Annotated in this window: 26 protein-coding genes, 4 tRNA genes and 1 pseudogene; 21 read left to right on the forward strand and 10 right to left on the reverse strand. The window is 48.5% G+C overall.

Translation table 11 applies throughout. The features are described from left to right. Positions 1 to 63: 63 nt before the first annotated feature. A complete protein-coding gene (gene ald / locus CWE07_RS09755; RefSeq protein WP_111569624.1) occupies positions 64 to 1,191 on the reverse strand; it encodes an alanine dehydrogenase in 1,128 nt (375 codons plus the stop codon). Between the two features lie 150 nt (positions 1,192 to 1,341). Between ald and lrp the strand changes: the two genes are divergently transcribed. The 7 genes from lrp (at position 1,342) to serS (ending at position 8,803) form a co-directional block, all read left to right on the forward strand. Further along, on the forward strand, positions 1,342 to 1,815 hold the full coding sequence (gene lrp, locus CWE07_RS09760; RefSeq protein ID WP_111569623.1) for a leucine-responsive transcriptional regulator Lrp: 474 nt from the start codon (positions 1,342 to 1,344) through the stop codon (positions 1,813 to 1,815). Between the two features lie 47 nt (positions 1,816 to 1,862). Further along, the gene (locus CWE07_RS09765; RefSeq protein ID WP_241974118.1) at positions 1,863 to 4,541 is read left to right on the forward strand and encodes a DNA translocase FtsK; all 2,679 of its coding nucleotides are present in this window, start codon (positions 1,863 to 1,865) and stop codon (positions 4,539 to 4,541) included. 39 nt (positions 4,542 to 4,580) lie between these two features. Beyond that, on the forward strand, positions 4,581 to 5,225 hold the full coding sequence (lolA, locus tag CWE07_RS09770; RefSeq protein WP_111569621.1) for an outer membrane lipoprotein periplasmic chaperone LolA: 645 nt from the start codon (positions 4,581 to 4,583) through the stop codon (positions 5,223 to 5,225). Positions 5,226 to 5,294: 69 nt separating this feature from the next. Continuing rightward, on the forward strand, positions 5,295 to 6,584 hold the full coding sequence (locus CWE07_RS09775) for a replication-associated recombination protein A (protein WP_111569726.1): 1,290 nt from the start codon (positions 5,295 to 5,297) through the stop codon (positions 6,582 to 6,584). Next, positions 6,577 to 6,972 carry a fluoride efflux transporter CrcB gene (gene crcB / locus CWE07_RS09780; RefSeq protein ID WP_157983261.1) on the forward strand — a complete coding sequence of 132 codons (396 nt, stop codon included), beginning with the start codon at positions 6,577 to 6,579 and terminating at the stop codon, positions 6,970 to 6,972. Before CWE07_RS09775 ends, crcB begins: the two co-directional genes overlap by 8 nt. After that, on the forward strand, positions 6,969 to 7,472 hold the full coding sequence (locus CWE07_RS09785) for a fluoride efflux transporter FluC (protein WP_111569619.1): 504 nt from the start codon (positions 6,969 to 6,971) through the stop codon (positions 7,470 to 7,472). Before crcB ends, CWE07_RS09785 begins: the two co-directional genes overlap by 4 nt. Positions 7,473 to 7,510: 38 nt before the next feature. Further along, positions 7,511 to 8,803, forward strand: a complete 1,293-nt coding sequence (gene serS, locus CWE07_RS09790) for a serine--tRNA ligase (RefSeq protein WP_111569618.1) — start codon at positions 7,511 to 7,513, stop codon at positions 8,801 to 8,803. Between the two features lie 19 nt (positions 8,804 to 8,822). Here serS and CWE07_RS09795 read toward each other — a convergent pair whose 3' ends face one another. From CWE07_RS09795 to CWE07_RS09820, 6 genes are all read right to left on the reverse strand, one after another. After that, positions 8,823 to 9,152, reverse strand: coding sequence for a TusE/DsrC/DsvC family sulfur relay protein (locus CWE07_RS09795; protein WP_111569617.1), 330 nt, complete (start codon positions 9,150 to 9,152; stop codon positions 8,823 to 8,825). Positions 9,153 to 9,158: 6 nt separating this feature from the next. Next, entirely contained in the window at positions 9,159 to 9,431 is a 273-nt protein-coding gene (gene tusB / locus CWE07_RS09800) for a sulfurtransferase complex subunit TusB (RefSeq protein WP_111569616.1), read from the reverse strand. Further along, the gene (locus CWE07_RS09805) at positions 9,431 to 9,781 is read right to left on the reverse strand and encodes a DsrE family protein (protein WP_111569615.1); all 351 of its coding nucleotides are present in this window, start codon (positions 9,779 to 9,781) and stop codon (positions 9,431 to 9,433) included. Before CWE07_RS09805 ends, tusB begins: the two co-directional genes overlap by 1 nt. A gap of 10 nt (positions 9,782 to 9,791) precedes the next feature. After that, complete coding sequence (tusD, locus tag CWE07_RS09810; RefSeq protein WP_111569614.1) at positions 9,792 to 10,157, reverse strand: sulfurtransferase complex subunit TusD; 366 nt, start codon at positions 10,155 to 10,157, stop codon at positions 9,792 to 9,794. A gap of 90 nt (positions 10,158 to 10,247) precedes the next feature. Then, the gene (locus CWE07_RS09815; protein WP_111569613.1) at positions 10,248 to 10,910 is read right to left on the reverse strand and encodes a Bax inhibitor-1/YccA family protein; all 663 of its coding nucleotides are present in this window, start codon (positions 10,908 to 10,910) and stop codon (positions 10,248 to 10,250) included. Between the two features lie 176 nt (positions 10,911 to 11,086). Beyond that, positions 11,087 to 11,178: transfer RNA gene (locus CWE07_RS09820), tRNA-Ser, on the reverse strand. Between the two features lie 390 nt (positions 11,179 to 11,568). Between CWE07_RS09820 and CWE07_RS09825 the strand changes: the two genes are divergently transcribed. From CWE07_RS09825 to CWE07_RS09845, 5 genes are all read left to right on the forward strand, one after another. Beyond that, complete coding sequence (locus tag CWE07_RS09825; protein ID WP_111569612.1) at positions 11,569 to 12,522, forward strand: LuxR C-terminal-related transcriptional regulator; 954 nt, start codon at positions 11,569 to 11,571, stop codon at positions 12,520 to 12,522. Positions 12,523 to 12,603: 81 nt separating this feature from the next. Beyond that, complete coding sequence (uvrC, locus tag CWE07_RS09830; protein WP_111569611.1) at positions 12,604 to 14,442, forward strand: excinuclease ABC subunit UvrC; 1,839 nt, start codon at positions 12,604 to 12,606, stop codon at positions 14,440 to 14,442. Positions 14,443 to 14,470: 28 nt separating this feature from the next. Further along, positions 14,471 to 15,028, forward strand: a complete 558-nt coding sequence (gene pgsA, locus CWE07_RS09835) for a CDP-diacylglycerol--glycerol-3-phosphate 3-phosphatidyltransferase (RefSeq protein WP_111569610.1) — start codon at positions 14,471 to 14,473, stop codon at positions 15,026 to 15,028. Positions 15,029 to 15,143: 115 nt separating this feature from the next. Continuing rightward, positions 15,144 to 15,219: transfer RNA gene (locus tag CWE07_RS09840), tRNA-Gly, on the forward strand. A gap of 123 nt (positions 15,220 to 15,342) precedes the next feature. Next, entirely contained in the window at positions 15,343 to 16,308 is a 966-nt protein-coding gene (locus CWE07_RS09845; protein ID WP_111569609.1) for a DUF3667 domain-containing protein, read from the forward strand. Here CWE07_RS09845 and CWE07_RS14520 read toward each other — a convergent pair. Both CWE07_RS14520 and CWE07_RS14525 read right to left on the reverse strand, forming a co-directional pair. Then, positions 16,305 to 16,919, reverse strand: a pseudogene (locus CWE07_RS14520) (DASH family cryptochrome); the annotation flags it as partial. The gene CWE07_RS09845 and the pseudogene CWE07_RS14520 overlap by 4 nt on opposite strands. 26 nt (positions 16,920 to 16,945) lie before the next feature. Then, positions 16,946 to 17,374: a deoxyribodipyrimidine photo-lyase gene (locus tag CWE07_RS14525; RefSeq protein WP_181452277.1), complete on the reverse strand. Its 429-nt coding sequence runs from the start codon at positions 17,372 to 17,374 to the stop codon at positions 16,946 to 16,948. Between the two features lie 69 nt (positions 17,375 to 17,443). Here CWE07_RS14525 and CWE07_RS09855 point away from each other — a divergent pair, with 69 nt between their 5' ends. From CWE07_RS09855 to CWE07_RS09895, 9 genes are all read left to right on the forward strand, one after another. Further along, positions 17,444 to 17,782 (forward strand): putative signal transducing protein, encoded by a 339-nt coding sequence (locus CWE07_RS09855; protein ID WP_111569608.1) that lies wholly within the window; start codon positions 17,444 to 17,446, stop codon positions 17,780 to 17,782. A gap of 64 nt (positions 17,783 to 17,846) precedes the next feature. Continuing rightward, entirely contained in the window at positions 17,847 to 19,574 is a 1,728-nt protein-coding gene (locus CWE07_RS09860; protein ID WP_111569607.1) for a potassium/proton antiporter, read from the forward strand. 153 nt (positions 19,575 to 19,727) lie between these two features. Further along, positions 19,728 to 19,801, forward strand: a tRNA-Cys gene (locus CWE07_RS09865). A gap of 22 nt (positions 19,802 to 19,823) precedes the next feature. Beyond that, positions 19,824 to 19,910: transfer RNA gene (locus CWE07_RS09870), tRNA-Leu, on the forward strand. Positions 19,911 to 20,268: 358 nt separating this feature from the next. Next, complete coding sequence (locus tag CWE07_RS09875) at positions 20,269 to 21,291, forward strand: IS110 family RNA-guided transposase (RefSeq protein ID WP_111569606.1); 1,023 nt, start codon at positions 20,269 to 20,271, stop codon at positions 21,289 to 21,291. A 257-nt stretch (positions 21,292 to 21,548) separates the two neighbouring features. After that, positions 21,549 to 21,827 (forward strand): hypothetical protein, encoded by a 279-nt coding sequence (locus CWE07_RS09880; RefSeq protein WP_111569605.1) that lies wholly within the window; start codon positions 21,549 to 21,551, stop codon positions 21,825 to 21,827. Between the two features lie 76 nt (positions 21,828 to 21,903). Continuing rightward, positions 21,904 to 22,200, forward strand: coding sequence for a hypothetical protein (locus CWE07_RS09885; RefSeq protein ID WP_111569604.1), 297 nt, complete (start codon positions 21,904 to 21,906; stop codon positions 22,198 to 22,200). A gap of 117 nt (positions 22,201 to 22,317) precedes the next feature. Further along, positions 22,318 to 23,274: a DUF4145 domain-containing protein gene (locus CWE07_RS09890; RefSeq protein ID WP_111569603.1), complete on the forward strand. Its 957-nt coding sequence runs from the start codon at positions 22,318 to 22,320 to the stop codon at positions 23,272 to 23,274. Positions 23,275 to 23,390: 116 nt separating this feature from the next. Then, positions 23,391 to 23,816, forward strand: coding sequence for a hypothetical protein (locus tag CWE07_RS09895; RefSeq protein ID WP_111569602.1), 426 nt, complete (start codon positions 23,391 to 23,393; stop codon positions 23,814 to 23,816). Positions 23,817 to 23,977: 161 nt separating this feature from the next. On the opposite strand, the gene CWE07_RS14640 is transcribed toward CWE07_RS09895, so the two are convergent. Then, the coding region (locus CWE07_RS14640) for an IS3 family transposase (protein ID WP_338022191.1) at positions 23,978 to 24,074 on the reverse strand (97 nt) is incomplete at its 5' end.

The raw sequence follows: 24,074 nt of genomic DNA on the forward strand, positions 1-24,074 counted from the left end.
AGAGCCAGAGTTACGCGATGCAAACTCTGGCTCTTGATACCTGTACTTAGCGGGTTACAGCGATTATAAGTCGAGTGCTTTAAGCGGGTCGACGTAATCTAAACCTAAGCTAGTTCCTAAATCATCGTGAACCGCTTTATAGGTAATTTTACCTTTATGCATGTTTAAACCGTCCAACAAGTTCTTATTGTTGCGCATGGCTTCTAAGCCTTTATTCGCAAGCATAATACCGTACGGCAATGTTGCATTGTTCAACGCGATGGTTGATGTACGCGCGACGCCGCCTGGCATGTTGGCAACACAGTAATGCACTACATCTTCAATCACGTAGGTTGGGTCTTGGTGTGTCGTTGCTTTTGACGTTTCAAAACAACCACCTTGGTCGATGGCTACGTCGACAACCACTGAACCTGGCTTCATGTTTTTCAGGTGCTCACGAGTCAATAGCTTAGGTGCCGCTGCGCCTGGAATTAACACCGCGCCGATGACTAAGTCAGCGGTTTTTGAATAATGATCAATAGCATCAACCGTTGAGTAGATAGTTTTTACCCGGCCAGCAAAAATATCATCAAGCTCACGTAAACGCGGCAATGAACGGTCTAAAATGGTAACTTCAGCGCCCATACCAATCGCCATTTTGGCTGCGTTGATACCCACAACACCACCGCCAATGACCAGCACTTCAGCCGGTGCAACGCCTGGGACGCCACCTAATAAGGTACCGCTGCCGCCGTGGGCCTTTTCTAAGTGATGCGCACCAGCTTGAATCGACATACGGCCCGCCACTTCAGACATGGGCGCCAACAAAGGTAAACCACCGCGGTTATCAGTTACGGTTTCATAGGCGATAGCAGTGACACCCGCTTCAGCCAATAACTTGGTTTGAGTTGGGTCTGGTGCTAAGTGCAAATAGGTATACAGAATTTGACCTTCGCGTAGCATTTTACACTCGTTAGGCTGTGGCTCTTTGACCTTCACAATCATTTCCGCTTGGGCAAAGATTTCTTCTGGGGTGTCGACAATGGTCGCGCCTGCTTGCAGGTAGTCTTCATTGGTAAAACCAATAGCTGCGCCGCCATTGTTTTCAACCATCACACTGTGACCATGCGCAACATATTCGCGCACTGCAGCAGGTGATAGACCAATGCGGTACTCGTGGTTTTTGATTTCCTTAGGAACACCAATCAACATAACAAAAAGCCTCAAATCGAGATGTAAAAAGTTGGCAAAAGTATATCGTAAGGGTAGTTGAACTTACTCACTTTTTTTATGCTAATAAAAAGATTTAAAACCTGCTAAAGTTTACACATGCAGAATTTAATACTTTAAATAGGGTTTCATTTGGATAAGTTCACTATTGACCGCATCGACCGGAAGATTTTGCGCATCTTGCAGGATAATGGCAGAATCTCTAATGTCGCGTTAGCAAAGGCGGTGGGGCTAAGCCCGACGCCTTGCTTAGAGCGCGTGCGCAAGCTTGAGCGTCAAGGCGTGATTGAAGGCTATGTGGCGCGAGTTAACCCAGACAAGTTAGGCTCGCCGTTGCTGGTGTTTGTGGAAATTACTTTGACGCGGACCTCTGCAGATTCGTTTGCTGAATTTAGTGAAGCAGCCCGAAAAACCGATGAAATTCTCGAATGCCATTTAGTCTCTGGCAATTTTGACTTCCTGATCAAGGCACGTGTAGCAGATATGGCGTCCTACCGGCGGCTGCTAGGTGAGACTATATTGAATATGCCAGGGGTCAATGAGTCGCGAACCTATGTCGTTATGGAAGCGATTAAGCAGGAAAATAAAGTATTGATTAGGGGCTGACCTATGCCGCTATTCAGTTACAATCACTGGCAGGATATAAAGCTTGTATGACAGACAGGAAAATTATGACAGGGGTGCAACGGTTACTCGAAGTGGGTCTGCTTTTGGCAGGCGCGCTTGCGATCTTTTTGCTTTTAGCGTTACTCACCTTTCACCCAGCCGACCCAGGCTGGACGCAATCGGGAAGTGGTGACCAAATTCACAATGCTGCAGGCGCTATTGGTGCTTGGTTTGCAGATGTGCTGCTATTCACCTTTGGCTTCGTCGCCTACTTATTACCGTTCGCGGTGATGGGGTTAGGCTATTTGGTATTCCATCGCACGCACCACTTACTAAGCCTTGATTACCTTGGCGTCAGCTTGCGCATTGTTGGCGCATTATTGCTGTTAACCGGCGCTGCAGCCCTTGCCAGCTTAAATTTTGCCGATATTTATCGGGTGTCTTCAGGTGGTGTGCTAGGTGATGTTGTCAGCAGCGCCATGCTGCCATACTTCAATTTACTTGGCACCACGCTATTACTGTTAACCTTCGTAATGACAGGCTTTACCCTGGTGACCGGCATTTCATGGTTAACCATTGCGGATAAGATCGGTTATGCCGTGAGCGCATCTGTGATGTGGATATACCACGCCTTCTTTACCAAGGAAAAAGCACAACAAGATGAGGACGCGGACGATGATGAGCCAGTGCCTGTGCGTCGTCAGCGTAATGAACCTTTGGTGTTAGAACATAAATCAGCGGCTGACCCTTACCAAGGGGAAGCTTATGAGCAGGCCTATGATGCGCAGTTTGCAGAATCCGAGAGTGAGGTGAAAGCTCCTTGGTATCGACGTTTGATACCAAGCTTTTCACGACGCAAAGCGTCAGCAGGGCAGGGCAGTGATACCCGTCGTGAACCTGGCTTAAGTGACAACCTGGATGCAGACACTGACGTCAACATGGACGCTAACATTGACGCATGGGATAGCATGCCGCCAGCTTCTACCCGCACAGTGAAAGTGCCTGCCGATGACGACGATTTTGAAATTGATTGGGACACGCCGCCATCACAACGCAAAGGCCCTGCGCAAGCGCCACGGCAAACAGCGGTTGACGCCAACGACGATGTTGAGTTGGCAGATGATGAGGCGTTTACCACAGATGATGTATTCGACGATGGGGTTGAAAGTAACCCGACTAAGCCAGCGGCGCCCGTAAAGGCAGCGCCAAGCCAGCCGGCGACTAGCCCTGCAACGCTGTTACCAACCATTGAGTTGCTGGATCGGCCGAATAAAACCACCAACCCGTTAAGCCAGGAAGAGCTCGACCAAATCAGTGGCACAGTGGAAGCGGTGTTGAAAGACTTCGGGGTCGAAATTCAAGTGGCTGGCGTGCAGCCAGGGCCTGTTATTACACGCTTTGAGCTCGATTTAGCCCCAGGCGTGAAAGTGAGCAAGATCTCTAACTTATCCAAAGACATCGCACGTAGTTTGTCAGCACTTGCGGTGCGCGTGGTCGAGGTCATTCCGGGTAAATCCTATGTCGGCCTTGAGTTACCGAATAAAGAACGCGAGATTGTCTGGTTGCGTGAAGTGATTAGTTGCGATGCATTCCAAAAATCGGCATCGCCATTAACCATGGTGTTGGGTAAAGATATCGCTGGTAAGCCCGTAGTCGTCGACTTAGCTAAAATGCCGCACTTGTTGGTGGCAGGTACCACAGGTTCGGGTAAGTCGGTTGGTGTGAACGTGATGATCTTGAGTTTGCTGTATAAATCGCAGCCTGAAGATGTGCGTTTAATTATGATCGACCCGAAAATGCTCGAATTGTCCGTGTATGAGGGCATTCCGCATCTACTCACTGAAGTCGTCACTGACATGAAGGACGCCGCGAACGCGTTACGCTGGTGTGTTGGCGAAATGGAACGTCGCTATAAGCTAATGTCTGCGGTCGGTGTGCGTAATCTAAAAGGCTATAACGCTAAAATTGAAGAGGGCATTGCCGCCGGTGAGCCATTAAAAGACCCAACCTGGAAGCCGGGCGATAGCATGCACCAAACCGTGCCGGAGCTAGAGAAGCTGCCACACATTGTGGTGGTGGTCGACGAATTTGCTGACATGATGATGATTGTCGGTAAAAAGGTGGAAGAATTGATTGCGCGTATTGCGCAAAAGGCGCGCGCCGCCGGTATTCATTTGATCCTTGCGACCCAACGGCCTTCGGTCGATGTGATTACAGGCCTAATTAAAGCCAATATTCCGACTCGAATTGCATTCCAGGTATCGTCAAAAATTGATTCGCGCACTATCTTGGACCAACCAGGCGCCGAGCAGCTGTTAGGCCAAGGTGATATGCTGTACTTGCCGCCAGGTAGCGGCGTGCCGACACGGGTACACGGTGCTTTCGTCGATGACCACGAAGTACATAAAGTGGTTGCCGACTGGAAAGCGCGCCAGAAGCCCAAATATTTAGACGAAATTCTAAGTGGCGATAGCGGTGATGATGCATTGTTACCGGGTGAGCAGCCAAGTATTGATGGCGAAGAGCTCGACCCACTGTTTGACGAAGCCGTGGCATTTGTGACCGAGACGCGTCGTGTTTCGGTATCAAGTGTGCAGCGTAAATTCCGCATTGGTTACAACCGCGCAGCACGTGTGGTAGAACAAATGGAAATGGCTGGTGTCGTAAGTAACGCAGGGCATAACGGTTCGCGCGATGTCCTTGCACCGCCACCGCCACGAGACTGATGTCGAGGCAGTGTCAGCAGACTAATAGTAGGAATATACATGACCATGAAGTATGGATTGAGCCAGATGGTTGCGACAGCGGTCGCAGGGGTCGCGTTGTTGACCGCAGCCCCTTTCGTTTATGCGCAAGATGCGTACGAGCAGTTACGTACTAAACTTGCCGCCATTGACACGCTGCAAGCGCAATTCGAGCAGCAAGTGTTTGATGATCGTGGCGAGCTACAAGAGCAATTAAGTGGTGAATTAACCTTAAAACGTCCGCATTTTTTGCGTTGGGAAACTGAATTCCCGGACGAATCTGTGATGGTCGCGGACGGCAGAGCGGTTTGGTACTACAATGCGTTTGTTGAACAACTCAGTATTTTTGATCAAGCCCAGGATTTAGAGCAAAACCCAATGTTGGTCTTGCTCAGCGATGATGAAAGCGCGTGGCAAAGCTTTGAAGTCAGCGTTGATGACGGCATGTGGTACATTCGTGAAAACCAAGCATCCTATGCCCAAACCAGCTTGGGCATTCGCTTTAGCGATAGTAACGCGATTCAAACCCTTAAAATAGATGACGGCCAAGGGCAGGTGAGTGTGTTTGAACTCAGTCAAATACGTATGAATGAACCAGTGAACGACGCGCTATTTGAAGTTGAGGTGCCCGCTCACGTTGATATCGACGATCAGCGCAGCCGTTAAGGAGCTCACTTGGCGGCTAACCTAAGTTTAGATTTTGTAGCAGATTCCCATGCGCCGCTTGCAGCGCGCATGCGGCCACGCACCATTGCTGAATACCTGGGTCAAGAGCATATTTTGGCGCCGGGCAAACCGCTGCGTTCAGCCATTGAACAGGGCATGTTGCACTCGATGATTTTCTGGGGGCCACCCGGCACCGGAAAAACCACCTTAGCGGAACTGATTGCGCAAGCCGCCGATGCGCGAGTAGCGAGGCTATCAGCCGTGACCAGTGGCGTGAAGGACATTCGGTTGGCAATTGAAGAGGCAAAGCTCCACCAGCAGCAAGGCGTGCGCACTCTGGTATTTGTCGACGAAGTTCATCGTTTCAATAAAAGCCAGCAAGACGCTTTTTTACCTTTTATTGAAGACGGCACCATTGTGTTTGTGGGTGCGACCACCGAAAACCCCGGCTTTGAACTGAATAATGCCTTATTGTCACGTGCGCGCGTGTACCGTTTGCAAAGCCTAAGCGCAGAGGCTTTAGAACAAGCATTAGAGCGCGCTTTGAATGATTCTGAACGTGGCTTAGGCAAACGCCACTTGCACCTAGACCAAGCGGCGCGCACCTATTTACTGCGCACTGCCGATGGTGACGCCAGACGGTTATTAAATTACTTAGAAATAGCCGCTGATTTTGCGACCCCAAGTGCAGACAATAGCGCGACCGTCACCTTGGACCTTGAAACCTTGCAGCAAGCGATTGGTGAGAAACAAACCCAGTTTGATAACCAAGGCGAGCTATATTACGACCTATTGTCTGCGCTACATAAATCAGTGCGGGGCTCGTCTCCAGATGGTGCTTTGTATTGGTATTGTCGGATTTTAGCCGGTGGTGGTGACCCGCTGATTGTAGCGCGACGTTTGCTTGCGATTGCGTCTGAAGACATTGGCAATGCGGACCCAAGAGCGCTGCAATTAGCGCTCAATGCATGGGACACCTACACACGCGTGGGGCCAGCGGAGGGTGAGCGCGCCATCGCTCAAGCCGTCATTTATTGCGCCGCAGCAGCGAAAAGTAACGCCGTGTACATGGCGTTTAATGCCATGCTCAAAGAAGCCAAAGAGGGGCCTGACTACCCCGTGCCCGACCACCTTCGCAATGCACCAACCAAAGTACATAAAGCCGAGGGCTTTGGTGCAGATTATCGCTATGCGCATAATGAACCCCATGCTTATGCAGCGGGGGAGCGCTATTTGCCCCCAGAGCTTGCAAATACCCAGTGGTATCAACCCAACGACCGCGGTTTAGAGAAGCAAATTCGAGAAAAGATGGAACGCTTACGCCAATTAGACGCCAATAGCGAGCGTACGCGTGACTGAGGTGTACGCCTACCTAAGCATATTGCATGTACTCTGGTTCGCGCTTGGCGGGGCATTTGGAGCTGCGCTGCGCTATTGTGCAAGCCAAGCCCTTGCGCCATTCAGCCAACAATGGCCCGTGAGCACTTGGGTGGTCAACGTACTCGGTGCTTTTTTACTTGGTTTTATTGCCGCTTACTTTAATGACTACGGTTATAGCCCAGGGTTCTTGTTTTGGGAACTAGGGGTACTGGGTGGTTTTACGACGATGTCGACCTTCGCGGTTGAGCACCTCAACTTGCTGCGAGCGCAGCGCTATGCGGCGGCGATTAGTTATATGCTGGGCTCAGGCCTTGGCGCATTAGGCGCTATTATGCTTGGGTTTACGCTTGGGGGTTTGGTATCATGAGCCCAGTTAGCCGCGACATTCTTTGGGTATTTAGCGGTGGCTTCATTGGCTGCTTGCTTAGAATCGTGGTAGAAATTCAGGTGTATGACCAGATCCTGACGCGGCACAACGCACTAACCGTAAGCATGTTCGCAACCCTAATTGTCAATATGTTAGGCGCGCTTTTGCTCGGCGCACTGTATGCGCTACACCAGCGCGAACGGATAAGCTTGCGGGTTTGGCAGTTCGCTGGTATCGGCCTGTGCGGCGCATTCACGACATTTTCAGCGGTGATGCTTGAAAGCTTCATTAGCTTGCGCTTACAGCTGTTTGATCTGCTAGTGATATATGCGCTTGGTAGCTTGGTGGTGTGCACGTTGACGGCGGCATTAGGTTATTGGTTAGTGGCCCGCAACAGCGCGCAAGGGCAGTCTCAACAACACGCGGCGAATGGTTTTGCACAGCATGCTGAAACCGATATTGAAGGTGATCAAGAATCACGTTCGAACACGCCACAATGATAACAATACAACTAAATTAGCTCACAGACGGAACGCTCATGTTAGATGCAAAATATTTTCGCGAAGAATTACAGCAAACCGCGGAACGCTTAAAAACCCGCGGTTACACACTGGACGTTGAAGCCATTGCGGCACTTGAAAGTAAACGTAAAACCTTGCAAGTACGCACAGAAGAGTTGCAAAGCGAGCGAAATTCGCGGTCCAAAGCTATCGGCCAAGCCAAAGCGAAAGGCGAGGATATTCAGCCGTTGTTAGACGCAGTGGGCGATTTAGGCAGCCAATTAGAAACTGCTAAAGCTGAATTAAATACGCTGCAAGCTGAGTTGCAACAGATTATTCAAGGCGTACCTAACTTACCTGACACCTCAGTACCAGTCGGGCGCGACGAGTCTGAAAATCAGGAAATTAGCCGCTTTGGTGAACCTCGCCAGTTCGACTTTGAGGTCAAAGATCACGTCGATGTCGCCGCTGCATTAGGCAATGGCTTAGATTTTGAAAGCGGCGCCAAGCTGACCGGCGCGCGTTTTGTCGTGATGAAAGGTCAAATTGCACGTTTAAACCGTGCATTGACTCAGTTCATGCTGGATTTACACACCGAGCAGCATGGTTACAGTGAAACGGCTGTACCGTATATCGTCAACCACGATACCTTGTTTGGTACGGGGCAGCTGCCAAAATTTGGTGAAGATTTGTTTCATGTGGAAGGTGAGAGCCAAGATAAAATCGCGCTGTCGTTAATTCCCACCGCGGAAGTGCCGCTGACCAACTTAGCTCGCGACGAAATCTTAGATGAGCAAGCGTTACCGGTTAAATTGACTGCGCACACGCCATGTTTTCGTTCAGAAGCAGGGTCACATGGGCGTGATACCCGCGGTCTTATCCGCCAGCATCAGTTCGATAAAGTTGAGCTTGTGCAGCTGGTTAAGCCAGAAGATTCGATGGATGCCCTTGAAGCCCTTACTGCGCACGCTGAAAAAGTATTGCAGTTGCTTGAGCTGCCGTATCGCAAAGTGCAGCTGTGTACGGGTGATATGGGCTTTGGTGCGTGCAAAACCTACGATTTAGAAGTCTGGTTGCCTGCCCAAGACGCATACCGTGAAATTAGCTCATGCTCTAACATGGGTGATTTCCAAGCGCGTCGTATGCAAGCGCGTTTTCGTCGCCAAGGCGCGAAAAAGCCAGAATTACTGCACACACTGAATGGTTCAGGTTTAGCCGTAGGCCGTACGCTGGTCGCGGTGTTAGAAAATTATCAGCAGGCAGACGGCTCAGTCGTAGTCCCTGCGGTGCTACGCCCTTATATGGGTGGCTTAGACGTGATCCGCGGCTAACAGCACAATATCAAGCCTGCTAGATGCATTTAGCAGGCTTGGGCAACCCCGCAATTCTGGTCGCTTGTTTGGCTGGTCCCTTTGGGAACAGGGTGTACAGGTACCGACTGCTACCTTTTTCTTCACCCATGCTTTGCTTCACCGCCTTGACCAACACGCGCATCGCCGGACTGGTTTCGTATTCGAGATAAAAATCACGCACAAACTGCACCACTTCCCAATGGGCTGGGGTCATTTCAATCTGCTCTAAGCTAGCAATATGTGTGGCCAATTCTTGTGACCAATCGTCAATATTCAGCAAGTATTCGTGTTTGTCGGTTTCGTAGGCTTTGCCATTGAACTCAATCATTGTGGGCTACCAATCAATACTGCGAGTGTGGGCGAGGGTTAACTCTACCCATTGGGTATAATCAATCCACTCAATTTGAGCGAAGGTGTCTGGGTCGAGGCCGCGTGCTTTGGCATCCGCTGCAATGGCATAGCTGCCAGCTGCGAAGTCAGGGGCTGTTAACAGCTGATAGAGTGCATCAGCGCGCAGCAGTACCGCATCGTCTGGGGTCAATTGATTGAGCATGGGCTGGCCACGCTGAAAACTATCTAACGATGAAAATATATGGAGCGTCGACATTAAAACCTTACCACCTTGTCGCTGTGAGCAATAAGTTCAGCCATTTGCTCGGTGCTTATCAGTTGTGCTTTGATACTCAGTTGCTCAGGGGCAAGGTGACGCTCGCTGAGCGCGCTATCGAGCACGTATAAGCTATCCATTTCAAAAATATCAGCTAACACCCGATACTTCACTAATGGGTTCTTGTTATCAAGTGCGCTGGCTTGCTGGGCTAGCAACTGATACACGCCGTCATGGCTAAAAATGACTTGCACAGCCTGATCGAGACTGACTGCCATCATAATCATATCAAGGGCGTTGCGTGCACTGTCGCTGTGCAAAGGTGCCTGAGTATTGATGACCGTTAACATAATGACCCTATTAAAATTGAACCAGGCGGTCACTCAATGCCACCGCTTCCGTGTATTCTGCTAAACCGCCAGCATGAAAGCCAACGGCGAGGGCGCCGCTGTGTGCTTCATCAAGGCCATGTCGAGCAGCTACAGTGGCGCAGACCACTAACGGCACCTGATGCTGTTGCCCTAACTCGAGCCAGCGCTGTTGCATATTGAGCTCGTCACCGCTGATATGGGTAGCGCTATGGCCGTGGGCAACCCCGTCCCCGTAAAAAAACACTTGCCGGATCTGATGCCCTTGCGCAATCGCGGCTTTGCAAAATTGATAGGCAGAGTAGCTATGTTGGCCTTGCCATGGGCTATGTTGAATTAAGCAGGTAAATGAAGCCATAAGTAGAACCTAATAAAACGCCCCGCAGAGGCGAGGCGTTGAGGGTTAATCGCGAAGCGCGTTCCTTTTAGCAAGGACATTCACAAGGAATTATTCGCGACCAAACGCCATTAACAGGTTAAGTAAGCTGACGAAAATGTTGTATAGCGATACAAATAACGTCACAGTCGCAAGAATGTAGTTACGCTCACCACCATTCACGATAGCGCTGGTTTGCATCAAAATAGCGCCCGCTGAGAACAAGATAAACAACGCACTCAACGCCAGGCCAAGAGCTGGCATCTGTAGGAACAGGTTCGCGATAAAGCCAACGATAATGACGACAAAACCTGCGACCATCATCCCACCAAGGAACGACATGTCTTTTTTGGTCGTCAAAATGTAGGCCGACAGTGAGAAGAATATCAGTGCGGTGCCGCCAAGGGCCATCATCACGATTTCGCCACCGCCAGTGCCAATTGCGAAGTTAAGAATTGGACCTAGGGTGTAGCCCATGAAGCCGGTCAAAGCGAACACTGAGACTAAGCCCATCGCGCTATTTGCGGTTTTGTGGGTTAAAAATAGCAGGCCGTAAAAGCCGACTAACATCAAAATAATGCCAGGGTGAGGCAGGTTTAACGCCATGCTAATACCAGCCACTGCAGCTGACCATGCTAAGGTCATTCCTAGCAGGGTGTAGGTGTTGCGCAGTACCTTGTTGGTCTCCATGCTCACAGCATTAGAACGACCTGTTTGCACAGTTGGATTGTTCATCGTTGTGTTACTCCAGTTTCCTTGCAAATTGAGACTCTTAGCATAGACCTCAAAGAGTCTGACTGGTTCCTATCTTAGCGCACAATGTTGTGCCTAATCTAGGTTTCTTGGTGTGGTTAAACGATTTCGCGATCAAAAAAGGCCATTCACTGACGTAAACGGCCTTTTTCTGAATTTGGCGGAGAGAGAGGGATTCGAACCCCCGGTGGGTATGAACCCACGCCTGATTTCAAGTCAGGTGCATTCAACCGGACTCTGCCATCTCTCCGATGTCTGTCTCAACAGAACGAGGCGAATATTAATGACCTTGAGCGCGCTTGTAAAGCCTAAATTAAAAAAAAATGACTGACTGCTAAATTTTTGCTCACTTCGATCAAATATCGGTCAAGCACTCAAGATCTACGCCCATAAATTGTCCGAAAACCTTGATAAGCCTCAAATGCAAATTATTTTGCAACATAATTGTCACAATTGAGCGTGGCAGATTAATAAAAATTAAAAAATACGCATATAACGTACAAAAAATCGTTGCGCGGCCTTACGAAGCGCTCTAGAAAAGTTAAGCAACACACAAAAAGTACGTTATCAGCGTGTGCGTAATAAGAACCCTAAGGTCAGTGCGCAGCGCATCCATTAAGATGAAACAAGGAAGTAACCGATGAGACATATTGTATTAGCAGTTCAGGGTAGTATTTTCCGGGAAGGGTTAAAAAGCTTGTTTGAGCGCGAGCAATGGCGGGTCAACACCCAAGTGTTGAATCGTCAGCAGTTAGTGCCAACCATTAAGCCATTGATTGACCCTTTAGTGATCGTATCTGATGACTTCTGTGCGCAAGGGCTGCGCTCAATGCTGCGCAGTATTAAAGATAATTGCCCACGGGCTAAAGTCTTACTTTGGTGCCACCGTTCACAACGCGCTATTGAGTTGTACATGTCTGGTGAAGCCATCGACGGTTACTTATATCAAAACTGCAAGGAGCAGGAATGGTTGACGGCCTGTAGTCAAATTAACCATGGGGGATATTTTCACTCGCCGTATTTGGCGCAAACCTTTCGTTACCTGGGAAAGTTCGGTGAGCACGATTCGCCGTTTGCGAACTTAAGTAAGCGTGAACGCTTGGTGTTTCAAATGATCTGTAGCGGCTGCACGGTGGCCGATATTTCAGAGCGCTTGTTTATCTCGCGCAAAACAGTCAACACCTTTCGTTACCGCTTATTTAAGAAAACCAACGTACTAAACGACGTTCAACTGGCGCATTTGGCGATTAGCGAAGGTTATGTACCCGTTACGCCGAATCAGCATGAACCGGGTAAAGTCGCTAATGAACATGAACATGAACATGAACATGAACATGAACATGAACATGAACATGAGCATGAACATGAAGAGGCTGAAGACGCTGAATTTGCATTGGCAGAAGATGAGATGCAAGCGGTGCAACTAGATGCTCACTTAGCATTGACGCCATCGGATCTAGCGCATGACGGGACGACGGTGCATGACACTCAAGCTGCGTATCAGAGTAGTGGGGGCGTGCCTGAAACCAATCACGATGAGGGCATAAGCGTCACGCAGCAAAATGACGCGGCGCCAAAGCCTCCTCAAGATTAGTGAGACCTTGATACGTCCACCTCCCGCTTGCGGGTGAACTTTGCTATGCTATCGGAATTCTCAACGCTGTTATGAGTGTCCATGGAAACCAAGTTCGACCCGCAAGCATTTATTAATCACTTAACCCACCAGCCCGGCGTCTACCGTATGTACGATGTTGATGGTGTAGTTATTTATGTGGGCAAAGCCAAAGACCTGCGTAAGCGTGTCAGTAGTTACTTTCGCAAACAGGTTGACGCGGTTAAAACCAAGGCATTGGTGAAGAACATTGCGGGCATGGACGTAACCGTAACCAACTCGGAAACTGAAGCGTTAATTTTAGAAAATAGCTTTATCAAGAAGTATCGGCCGCGCTACAACGTGTTGCTGCGTGACGATAAATCCTATCCGTACATCTTTATATCGAACCACGAACACCCCAGAATTGCCTTCCATCGCGGCACTAAACGCGAAAAAGGTGAGTATTTTGGTCCGTTTCCTAATGGTTCGGCCGTGCGTGAAAGCTTGCGTTTGCTACAAAAATTGTTCCCCGTGCGCCAGTGCGACGATAGTTATTATCGCGCCCGCAGTCGACCGTGTTTGCAGCATCAACTTAAACGCTGTTTAGCACCATGCGTGGGTATCGCTAGCGAAGACGAGTACAAACAGCAGGTTGAACTTGCCAAGTTGTTTTTGCGCGGCAAAAATCAGCAAGTGGTCGAAAACTTAGGTGCGCGCATGCAGCAAGCCAGTGAAGCCTTAGAATTTGAAAAGGCGGCGCGTTTTCGGGACCAAATTTCAGCGTTACGTCAGGTACAAGATAAGAACGCAGTGAGTGGCAACCAAGACATGCTGGACGTGATTGGTTTGCATCGTGAAAGCGGCTTTTCCTGTATTCAAGTGCTATTTATTCGTGACGGGCAAGTGCAGGGCAGTCGTAGTTACTTTCCTAAAGTGCCTGCAAATACCGACAACAAAGAACTGCTTGAATCGTTCTTGCTGCAGTTTTACTTAAACCAGCAACGGGCTGGCCAAATTCCCCAAGAGGTGGTTTTACCTCAGGGCGAGAAAGTAGCAGCCGACGTGCAAGCGGCGCTGAGTGAAGCCCTTGGCAAGCAGGTCAAAATCAATGCCAATAGTCGCGGCGAACGCTCGCGCTACCAATCCCTGGCAAATAAAAATGCCCTCAATGCGGTGAGTAGCAGATTAAGTTCGCAAACCACCATGGCAAACCGTTTGGCAGCATTAAAAGCAGCGCTTGAGAAGGCCAAAGTATGGGACCAAGATCAGCCAATTGAACGCATGGAATGTTTTGATATTTCCCACACCATGGGTGAACAAACCGTGGCCAGTTGCGTGGTATTTGACCAGCAAGGGCCACTGAAGTCGGATTATCGGCGCTTTAATATCAAAGGCATTACCCCAGGGGATGATTATGCCGCCATGGCACAAGTGCTGGAGCGACGCTATAAAAACGCGGTAGAGCAAGACAACGTGCCCGACATTTTATTTATTGATGGTGGTAAGGGCCAATTAAAGCAGGCTGAGAACTATTTTGCAGACTGGCCACACCCGCCGATGTTAATCGGTGTAGCAAAGGGCGAAAGCCGCAAGCCTGGGTTGGAGACATTGTTCCTCGGTTTTTCCCAAGGCGCGGTGCAGCTAAGTGAGAATAATCCTGGCTTGCACTTAATCCAGTATATCCGCGATGAATCCCATCGGTTTGCGATTACAGGCCACCGTCAACGTCGTGCGAAAGTGAAAAAAACGTCTACTCTGGAAGAGATCGAAGGTATTGGGCCAAAGCGGCGGAAAACTTTATTACATAACTTGGGTGGATTACAGCAGGTGAAAAGCGCTAGTATAGAGCAGCTTGCACAGGTCCCAGGGATTAGCCGCAGTATGGCTGAAACCATTTATCATGCCTTCCGGGACGAGTAGTCGCGACCCAAACACGAGATAAACTTACATGTGGAATATTCCAAACATTTTAACTGCTTTTAGAATTGTCCTGATCCCGGTTTTTTTAGCCGTATTTTATTTACCGTATGAGCACGCAACCGCCTTGGCTGCATTCATTTTCGTGTTAGCTGCCGTCACCGACGCACTGGACGGCTGGGTGGCGCGTAAATTAAACCAAATGACTAAATTTGGCGCATTCTTCGACCCTGTAGCTGACAAAATTATGGTGGCGGCGGCGTTGATTGTCGTGGTTGAAGCCTATTCCAGCTTATGGATAACCGTGCCAGGGCTTATTATTATTAGTCGCGAGTTGATAGTGTCCGCATTGCGTGAGTGGATGGCCGAAATTGGCAAGCGTTCAGCCGTGGCAGTATCGAGCTTGGGTAAACTGAAAACCATTGCGCAAATGGTGGCTTTGACCGGTCTGCTTTGGCAGGCGAATAACTGGGTCGTAGTGTTAGCTACTATGGCGTTGTATGTCTCGGCTATTCTTACAATCTGGTCAATGTACGTGTACATGAGCAATGCGTGGAAAGATTTAACCGACGACACCGCTGCGAACTAGCATTAAATTGCCGATAGTTTGCACAAGTCAGTTAATTTTTAAGCAAACAGTCAGCCGCAGGTAAAAAAGTCATTGACTCAGAGGCGCTTCACAGTAAAATGCATCTCATCGAAACGCGAGTATAGCTCAGCTGGTAGAGCGCGACCTTGCCAAGGTCGAGGTCACGAGTTCGAACCTCGTTACTCGCTCCAGATTCAACACAAAAGCCACCTTTAAGGTGGCTTTTGTGTTTTTGGCATTGTCCCTTTTACGCAATGAATCGCTTGCATTTTTTTGACTAGCGCTGAATAGTAAGTTTTTTATTCACACGAGCCATGTCGAGCCAAGTGTCAAACCATCATTCGCCAAACTCAGCGCTACAATTACCCAGCCATTGCCAGAATTGTGACATGCCATTGCACGGGCGTTTCTGTGCGCATTGTGGGCAGGACGCAGGCACACCGATACGAAGTTTTCGCCAATTGCTGAGCGAATTTTTGGGTGAGTTTGGTAACTGGGACGGTCGAGTCTGGGCGACCTTGTTGCCGTTAATGACCCAGCCAGGGCAACTGACACGTGCCTATGCCAACGGTCGTCGTGTTGCTTTCGTACCGCCAGTGCGCTTGTACCTGTTTATTTCAATCGTGGCGTTTTTAATCTTTAGTATGGCGAGCCAAAGCTTAAACTTTGTCGAAGTGAGTGAAGCGACCGCGGCAGAGCGGCAGGCTTTGTTGCGTGCGCAGGCTCAAATTGATAAAACGCCGGGCGCTGAGCATGTCAATTTAACGGCCCCTATGGTGTGGGACTTACCCTTTGTCAGTGACGAGGTGAATGCGCAACTCAGTCTCAAGACTCAGCGTATGGCCGATAACCCACGCCAAACCACTAACTTGTTATTGTCTAAAGCGCCACAAATGCTCTTACTGCTATTACCGTTTTTTGCGCTTTGGTTCTGGCTGATTTACCTGCGCCAACGCCGCTTTTATTTAGAGCATCTGATTTTGGTGCTGCATATTCATGCATTCATATTACTGAGTTTCCTCAGTATCTTAGCGTTGACCACTTTGCGTGACAGCTTGGTAGCCGTGACATGGATGGCCTGGTATCGTGATTGGTTGGTGTGGCTTGAGGTATTGCTATGGGTCTGGATACCGCTGTATATATGGCGCGCAATGCGTAATTATTATCAGCAATCGCGCGTCAAGACCGCGATTAAATACTTCCTCAGTACCCAAATATATTTGGTCATGCTAAGTCTGGGGCTGTTTTTGACGCTAATGATCAGTATTTGGCAGAGCTAAGTTTGATAGCCCTGCCATCGTTTAATAAATTCACCATAGGGGTCATAAGTGCGCTGCTGTTTGTCCTGATCAAAGCGCCTTAAGCCTCGCGGGTCGGCGCCAACGCCGCCTAAATATTGCCAATTTCCCCAATTACTACCCACGTCGTAATCAATTAAGTGGCGTTCAAAGAACTCTGCCCCCAAACGCCAATCAAGCTGAAGTTCGTTGACTAAGCAGCTAGCCACTAATTGGCGCCCGCGGTTTGACATAAACCCAGTGGCTACCAACTGATGCATGCATGCGTTGACCAGCGGGAATTCGGTTTGACCGTTCTGCCAAGCTGCCAAGCGTTGCGCATCTTGACGAATAGAATAAGCGACTTGGTGGCGTAAACCGTTAAGGATGAATAGGCTGCGCCCGTGCGCCCGAGCGTACCAAAAGAAATATTCACGCCAAAGCAGTTCGAAGAAAATCCAATACGTTGATTCGTTAGCACCGTGCTGGTTTTCGTATTGGCGTAATGCCCACATAATCTGTTGTGCTGATATACAGCCTAGCGCAAGCCAGGGCGAAAACCGCGTTGAATTCAACCAACCATCCAGGGCATTTCGTGTCTGTTTGTAATGGCTTGGCGCAGAGGTGGAAAAATATTGCCTTACGTGGTTAAGCGCGGCGTCTTCGCCACAAACGGCAGTTGATGCTTACTAAACAAGGTGTTGGCATCGACTTCGACCACGTGCGGGGCGAGTTTGGCTAAGGTTTGACGTTCATAATAGCCGGCTTGTTTGCTAACAAAAATATGTTCACTGCCTAGTTCTTTGGCGAGACTGTTTAAATAGTTAGCCTGCTCAAGCCATGTAATGTGTACCACCCGCAAATGGATGCCGATGCTTGCTAACTGCTCTTGCAGCGCGGCCAGAGCTTGGCGCAAAAACCGTTTTCGTGGGTCACCCATTTGCTGGGCGGATATCGGGTCTTGTAAAAATACCGCCGTTAACTGGTTATCAGAACGCTCCCGTGCAAGCTTGAGGGTAGGGTTATCTTGAACGCGTAAGTCGTGGGTAAACCAGAAAATGTTTTTCATTAAGAGGCATTTATCGCGGTTAAAACATGGTATAAATGAGTACGCAAGTCACCGCAAAACGGATGCGCCATGACAGATAATCAAAGACATCGGGTTGGTTCAGATTGGGTACGCGCTTACAGCGCTGCTAACCCCATGGAAGCGGAACTGCTGGTGGGTATGTTGGCACAGCATGGAATTCGCGCAGGGCTGCGTTCACAAGGGTTAATGGGTGGTATCGGCGAACTGCCGTTAGACGCATTGCACACCCCAGTCTGGGTGGCGCCTCAAGACCTTAATGATGCACGTACATTATTACAGGCCTACGAACGCAAACCAGAGCATGCGTCATGGGTTTGTCCTGCCTGTGGCGAGCATAACGAAGGCAACTTTGAGATTTGCTGGCACTGTGGCGCTGAGCGCGAATGATTATATAGACCAGTATTAGTTGAACTATTTTCATCACCTAATTTAACCGTATAGAAAAGAGATTATGTTTTTTATTGAGCAATTAATTCTGTTAGCAGCGATTTTGATCCTACTCGGTATTTTCTCGAGCAAGCTATCTGCGCGGCTTGGCTTACCAATGCTGGTACTGTTTTTAATCATTGGTATGCTGGCAGGCGAAGACGGTTTGGGCCGAATCAGTTTCGACAATCCAGAATTGGCTCACGCGATGGGTACATTGGCGCTCGCACTGATTTTGTTCGACGGCGGCTTGCAGACCCCCATAGGTGCTATTAAGAAAGTTTGGAAGCCAGCATCGTCACTTGCAACTTTTGGGGTTTTATTCACAGCTTTGATTACAGGTGCGGCTGCCAGCTATATCTTGCCGATTACCCTTCTGGAAGGGTTACTGCTTGGCGCCATTGTAGGCTCGACCGATGCAGCAGCGGTATTTTCGTTGCTGCGGAACGCGGGAATTCATTTAAATACGCGCTTGAAGTCGACGCTTGAAATCGAAAGTGCGTCGAACGACCCAATGGCGATATTCCTGACGGTGGCATTGCTCCAAGTACTAGTCAATGACATGCCGTTTGGTATTGAGTTAGCTTTCCTATTTTTACAACAGATGGGGCTGGGGGCTCTGGTTGGTATCTCAGTCGGTTACGTGTTAATTCGTTTAATCAATCGCATCAATTTGCAAGCCAGCGGCCTTTACCCAGTGCTTGTGACTGCTTCAGGATTGCTGTCGTTTGGCTTGGCAGCCAATTTGGGAGGGAGTGGATTCCTGGCGATATTCATTACCGGTGTGATTATTGGTAATCGCAAATTTGCATTTCAAAAGACCACGTTTCTATTTCATGATGGGCTTGCTTGGTTAAGCCAGATCACGATGTTCGTTGTTCTCGGGTTACTTATCACACCGTCGGCGCTGCTAAGCGTCTGGTGGCAAGGGTTGGTGATTGCGCTGGTGCTCATGTTTATAGCTCGACCGCTAGCAGTTATTCCGCTATTAAAAATTTTCGGCTTTAATGCACGAGAAATCACATTGGTATCCTGGGTAGGTTTACGCGGGTCGGTGCCAATTATTTTGGCGATATTTCCATTAATGTTCGGTTTAGCAAGTGCCGAGCTTATTTTTAACGTCGTATTTTTCGTTGTTCTACTATCCGCCACATTACAAGGCTGGTCGTTACCTTTGGTTGCGCGCAGGCTCAAGCTGATTGAGCCGCCTCCGTTGTCTGCACCTGCTACTTTAGAGATTACGACTTTAGGTGATGTAGATGCAGAGATAGTTGAATATACATTGGCAGAGACGTCAAAAGCCGCTAATCGTCGACTGTCTCAGCTGGCTTTGCCTGAAGGGGCTGTGGTCGCGATGATTACGCGTGACGGTCAAGTAGTACCTCCGCGGGGCTCTACGATTTTGCGCGCTGGCGATCACTTGTTTGTGGTATCTAAACACGACTATAAGCCGCTTTTAGAACTTGCCTTCGCTGAAGAAGGGTATGTGGCGGGTGAGAAGCCCACTTTGTTACGAATGAAGGGTACGAGTCGCTTAAGTGAAATAGTACGTAGTTATAATCTCGGGGTTGAACTTGAAAATGACTACACTTTAGAGGAGCTTTTTAAAGAACGGCATCCCGCGCCTGCTGAGCAAGGAAGTGAGTTACAGATTGGTGGTGTTTTGTTTAAGGTAGAAGACGCGATGAATGGTCGAATCTTGACAGTGACCATCACTCAAAATAATAAAGAAACGCCGCTACCGAACAGCTGAGTTGATGATTTTAGGAGCATTTTGCTTCTGATATAAACAAAATGACTGAAAATTGCGCACTCAGTTCAATTATTTGAATATTGCTATTTACAGCATGGGATGTTGTCGGCATAATGCGCCTCAGCACTGGCAGGGAGTCAGTCGAAAGAGACTGGCGGGTTGGCAGAATGGCTATGCAGCGGATTGCAAATCCGTGGATCTCGGTTCGACTCCGGGACCCGCCTCCAGTAGCTTATCCACAAACGTGTCGCCCGGGTGGTGAAATTGGTAGACACAAGGGATTTAAAATCCCTCGCTGGTAACAGCGTGCCGGTTCAAGTCCGGCCCCGGGCACCATTTTAGCGATAATTTTAATTATCGGCACACTTTATCAATTCTATTCTTCTTTTTATTGCTTGCTTAGAAGTTGCCAGTCTTTCTTTACTTTAGTATTCTCAATAACATATTAATAACGTAGCCAGGTATATCAGGCAATGCGTAAGAAACAAAACGAGCATGCTTGTTTGCTTTCAAGGGAATTGAGTTTAGCTGTCCACTTCTTCTCACGATTTCAGTGACCTGTATCCTTTTAAAAGCCTAAATTAGCTTAGGCTAAATGCGCATGCACACAATACAAATAATGGTATGGACGCTCCCTCTCTAACAGTTCGCTAAACTTAGATTGTTAATATTTAGCTTGTTGAGGAGAGGGGTGATGGACAAGGTAATATCGGTAATCGGAATTGATTTGGCCAAGCATGTCTTTCAAGTATGCGCTGCGAATAAACGGGGGCAGCGGTTATTCAATCGGGCCGTGAGTAGAGCTAAGCTTTTGTCGATGCTTGCCAATATTCCAAAGTGTGTGGTTGGAATGGAAGCATGCAGTAGTTCGCATTATTGGGCTAGAGAGATTGAAATGCTGGGGCATGAGGTTAAGTTGATGCCGCCCCAGTATGTGAAACCCTATGTCAAAACGAACAAAAATGACGTAACAGATGCCGATGCTATATGTGAAGCGGTGTGTCGGCCAAGCATGCGCTTTGTAGCGGTCAAATCTATCGAGCAGCAAGCGTTAATGCTACTGCACCGTGACCGTCGGGGTCTAGTCAGAGACCGTACAGCGTTAGTCAATCGGCTAAGAGCAATAATGGGTGAATTCGGTGTGATAGCGCCGGCAGGTCTGCATAAATTTAGAGCTTGGCTTAAAAACGAATACGGAGCTGTTGAGTCTAGATTGCCGGAGTTAATGCGTCGGCATGTTCATGTGATGGTTCTCAGACTACGAGAAACCGACGAACATATAGAGCTTCTGGAATCGGAGATTCACGGGAATGCGAGCAGCACAGATGACTGTAAACGACTGCGCGAAGTGCCTGGTATTGGCCCATTAACGGCGTCTGCATTGGTGGCGAGCCTTGGAGATATAAAAAGCTTTAGCAATGGAAGAGCATTCGCAGCATGGTTAGGACTTGTGCCAAAACAGCATTCGAGCGGTGGAAAGAATAAACTGCAGGGCATCAGTAAGCGCGGTGATGGTTACCTACGCAGTATGTTGATACATGGTGCCAGAGCAGTCATTCGACATTTGAACCCGAACCGAGCAGTCAGTAGATGGTTAAAAGAGTTACTTTGCCGACGACATAAAAATGTAGTGATAGTGGCGCTGGCGAACAAATTAGCACGAACCGTTTGGGCTCTGCTAAGTAGAGGAACAAGATACCAGGAGGCTTACTCCTGATAACCGGCTCGCAACCGTGTTGCGCAGGTAAGAAGTAGAAGGCAAAGAGATGACATCGTCGCTGGGCAAACCTGAACCTAACATAGCTCTCTAAGAGCGTTCAAATGATTAGGACCCAGTTAGCGAATACCGTCAGGGGCCGCCGGAAATCCGGCAATGAGAGCCCGGATAGATGGCTGCAACACACTCTTATGGCTTTGATATTTTACTTGCACAAATGGGAGCGTCCATAGATGTTATGTAACTAGGGATAGATAATGAAGTGCCCTCATTGCAAAAATAATATTGGTTTTTTCTCAAAAGCACTGAATGGTTTCGGAAAAGAGAGAAAATGCCCTCATTGCGGCAAAAAAGTGACAATGAAAATAAATTGGAAGATGCTTACAATAATACTTCCGTTGGCTTTTCTCTTTCACTTTTTCATATTAAAACCTGTTTTAATTGTCGCTGGATTCAGTGGTTCTGGGGTAGCAGGGTTCTCAGGGGCATTAGCAGCAATACTTTCGTTCAGGCTATACAGTGATGAACCAGAGTAAACGTTACATAACAAGCAAAGGCAGGGCGACGCGTACCGCGCGCCTGCTTTGAGCGTTAGCACCAAAATGGTCGGAAATGACAAAGGTTAAGAAAAAGCTCACTCCGGCTCAAAGGCCTGCGAGGAAAGCCGCGAAGGCCGAGCGACAAAAGAAATACCAGTGGGTCTTTATGAATGGAAAGCAAGTCAGAATAAAGCGGCCACCGACTGTGGATGGAATACCGATAGATCAGATCATTGAGGAAAACGCTGATCCGCTCTGGTTGCACCAGAATGAAATGTGGGAACTGATTCCGACAGAAGACTCCACTTCCAGATTTGACCCGGTTCCAGAATCGGTGGAATCGGAAGACGAGAATGGGGTGCCGTTTTGATATCTACTCACAGTTTACAATTAAACAGTGCTAACAAAGCCATTAAATACGCTCCCTGCGGTCGCCGGACGCTCGTTCCTCGCGCCGTTTATGGCGGGCGTTAGCTGACTAGAAGCCATGTATATAGACAGCAAGAAATTCGACTACAGCAAGTTCTCCTACCCCGATGCGTCCAGGCTTGTTGAACGAGACAAGCAGTTCGTTAAGGAGGCCTATCAAAAATGGGTGAAGGATTCAGTTGACGAAATCGTCGATCGACAATGGGAGGTTGATGACCTGGGAGTTGTTGAACAGTCTGGGGATTTCGCCAAGCTGCTAAAGGAAGCTGAGTTCACCTATTCGCTGGGGGCTTATACAAGCACTATTTCTTTGGTTGGCGTTTGTGCAGAAGATCTTTGCCGGTTTTTCGCCAATTTTGCCGGTCACAATCTTGACTCCCTATCGCAGTTCAATCGTGTCAATCAGCTCGTTTCTCTGGGCGCAATAACTCAAGGCGTCGCCGACAAATTCCACGCAATTCGGGGGCTGCGCAACGACTGCTTGCACTACAACGAGGGTTTCAAACAAAAAGATTCGGCTGCGTTGAAGGGAGATGCGCTGACGGCCCTGAATTCACTCAAGTGCGTGTACGGCGAGATCTTGGGCGTAGTGGACTATTCGACAGTCGAATCGTCCAAGTTTCTAGAAATTTTCTCAAAAATCGCTGATGAAGCTGCTAGCTCGGATCCAGGCAAACTCGGAATCGAAGAGGCTACAGTGAGAATGCGGAATGTCTTTGCTAGTGCCTTCGGCGTTGACCTTTCCATGAACAATTCCGGTCGGCCTGTGTACAAGACTTCGATCTACCAGGTTGAGGGAATCGATCCCGATGGCGAACCAGCCGAGCTGTCGTTGAGAGATATGGCTAATGGGCTGATTGTCATTATTGATCTTACGGCTGGAGACCTAAGGAAGATCGAAGGAGAAAAGATTGATGAGGGAAGCATCGTGGCCGCTTCATTGACGTCAGTTCCTAATAATCTCGAGATTACAGCTAGCTGGAGACTAGTTGGCGATGTGCGAAAAGTCGGCTAACAAATCGCTGCAGGGGACGTTTGACCCGTCGGCCATTTTTGCTTCCGCAAAAACGGTCGCCGCCTCAAGCGCCCCTGAGCTCAGGCGTTAGACGCTGGTCAAGTGCAGGGGAAGTAATGAAGTCTAAAGTAATTAATGAATTCAGGGTGAATTCAAATTTCAAATCAGATAATGAAGTTTCGCTATTCCGGAAGCTCGCAAAAGCCATAGTAAAAGAGTCAAAATCTACGTTTATTGACGAAACTCATGGTGGTAACGTCTGTAATGTATCCTTTGCTTCTCCAACAAATAAGCAGGAAACTTGCGAGATTTCAGACTTGTTAATCGTAAGCTTATGTCACAAAACGCATCGATTTCGTGCCACTTTTTGGCAAGCAAAGAAACAAGGAGTTTCAAAGTGGGTAAACGTTACCCAGGATGGAGAACAGTTGGATTTCAAGGGACAGTTTAATCAATGGGATTTGCTGAGTAGGCGACCTGAAGTTGTTGGCGTCAAAAGTTTCTACCCACCTAAAGATATTCTTTCATCATTTTTGTACTAGCCCCCAATTAAAACGGACACTCATTAGTTAAGCGATAGGCTTAGACCTATCTTTAAGGAGTGTCTATGGAGCGCATTGAAATTTTTACTGGCGAACAACGTCGCCGTCGTTATACTCCGCAAGAGAAGGCCTGATCCGTACCACTAAAAGTGGACACTTTGCTAAGCACTATTTTTTAATTCAAAGTTCTCTGGGCTGAGATAGCCAATAGCACTATGCCTTCTTGTCTTGTTGTAATCAACTTCGATGTACTCAAAG

This window comes from Aliidiomarina maris (genome assembly GCF_003987335.1).
GTDB classification, from domain to species: Bacteria; Pseudomonadota; Gammaproteobacteria; order Enterobacterales; family Alteromonadaceae; genus Aliidiomarina; species Aliidiomarina maris.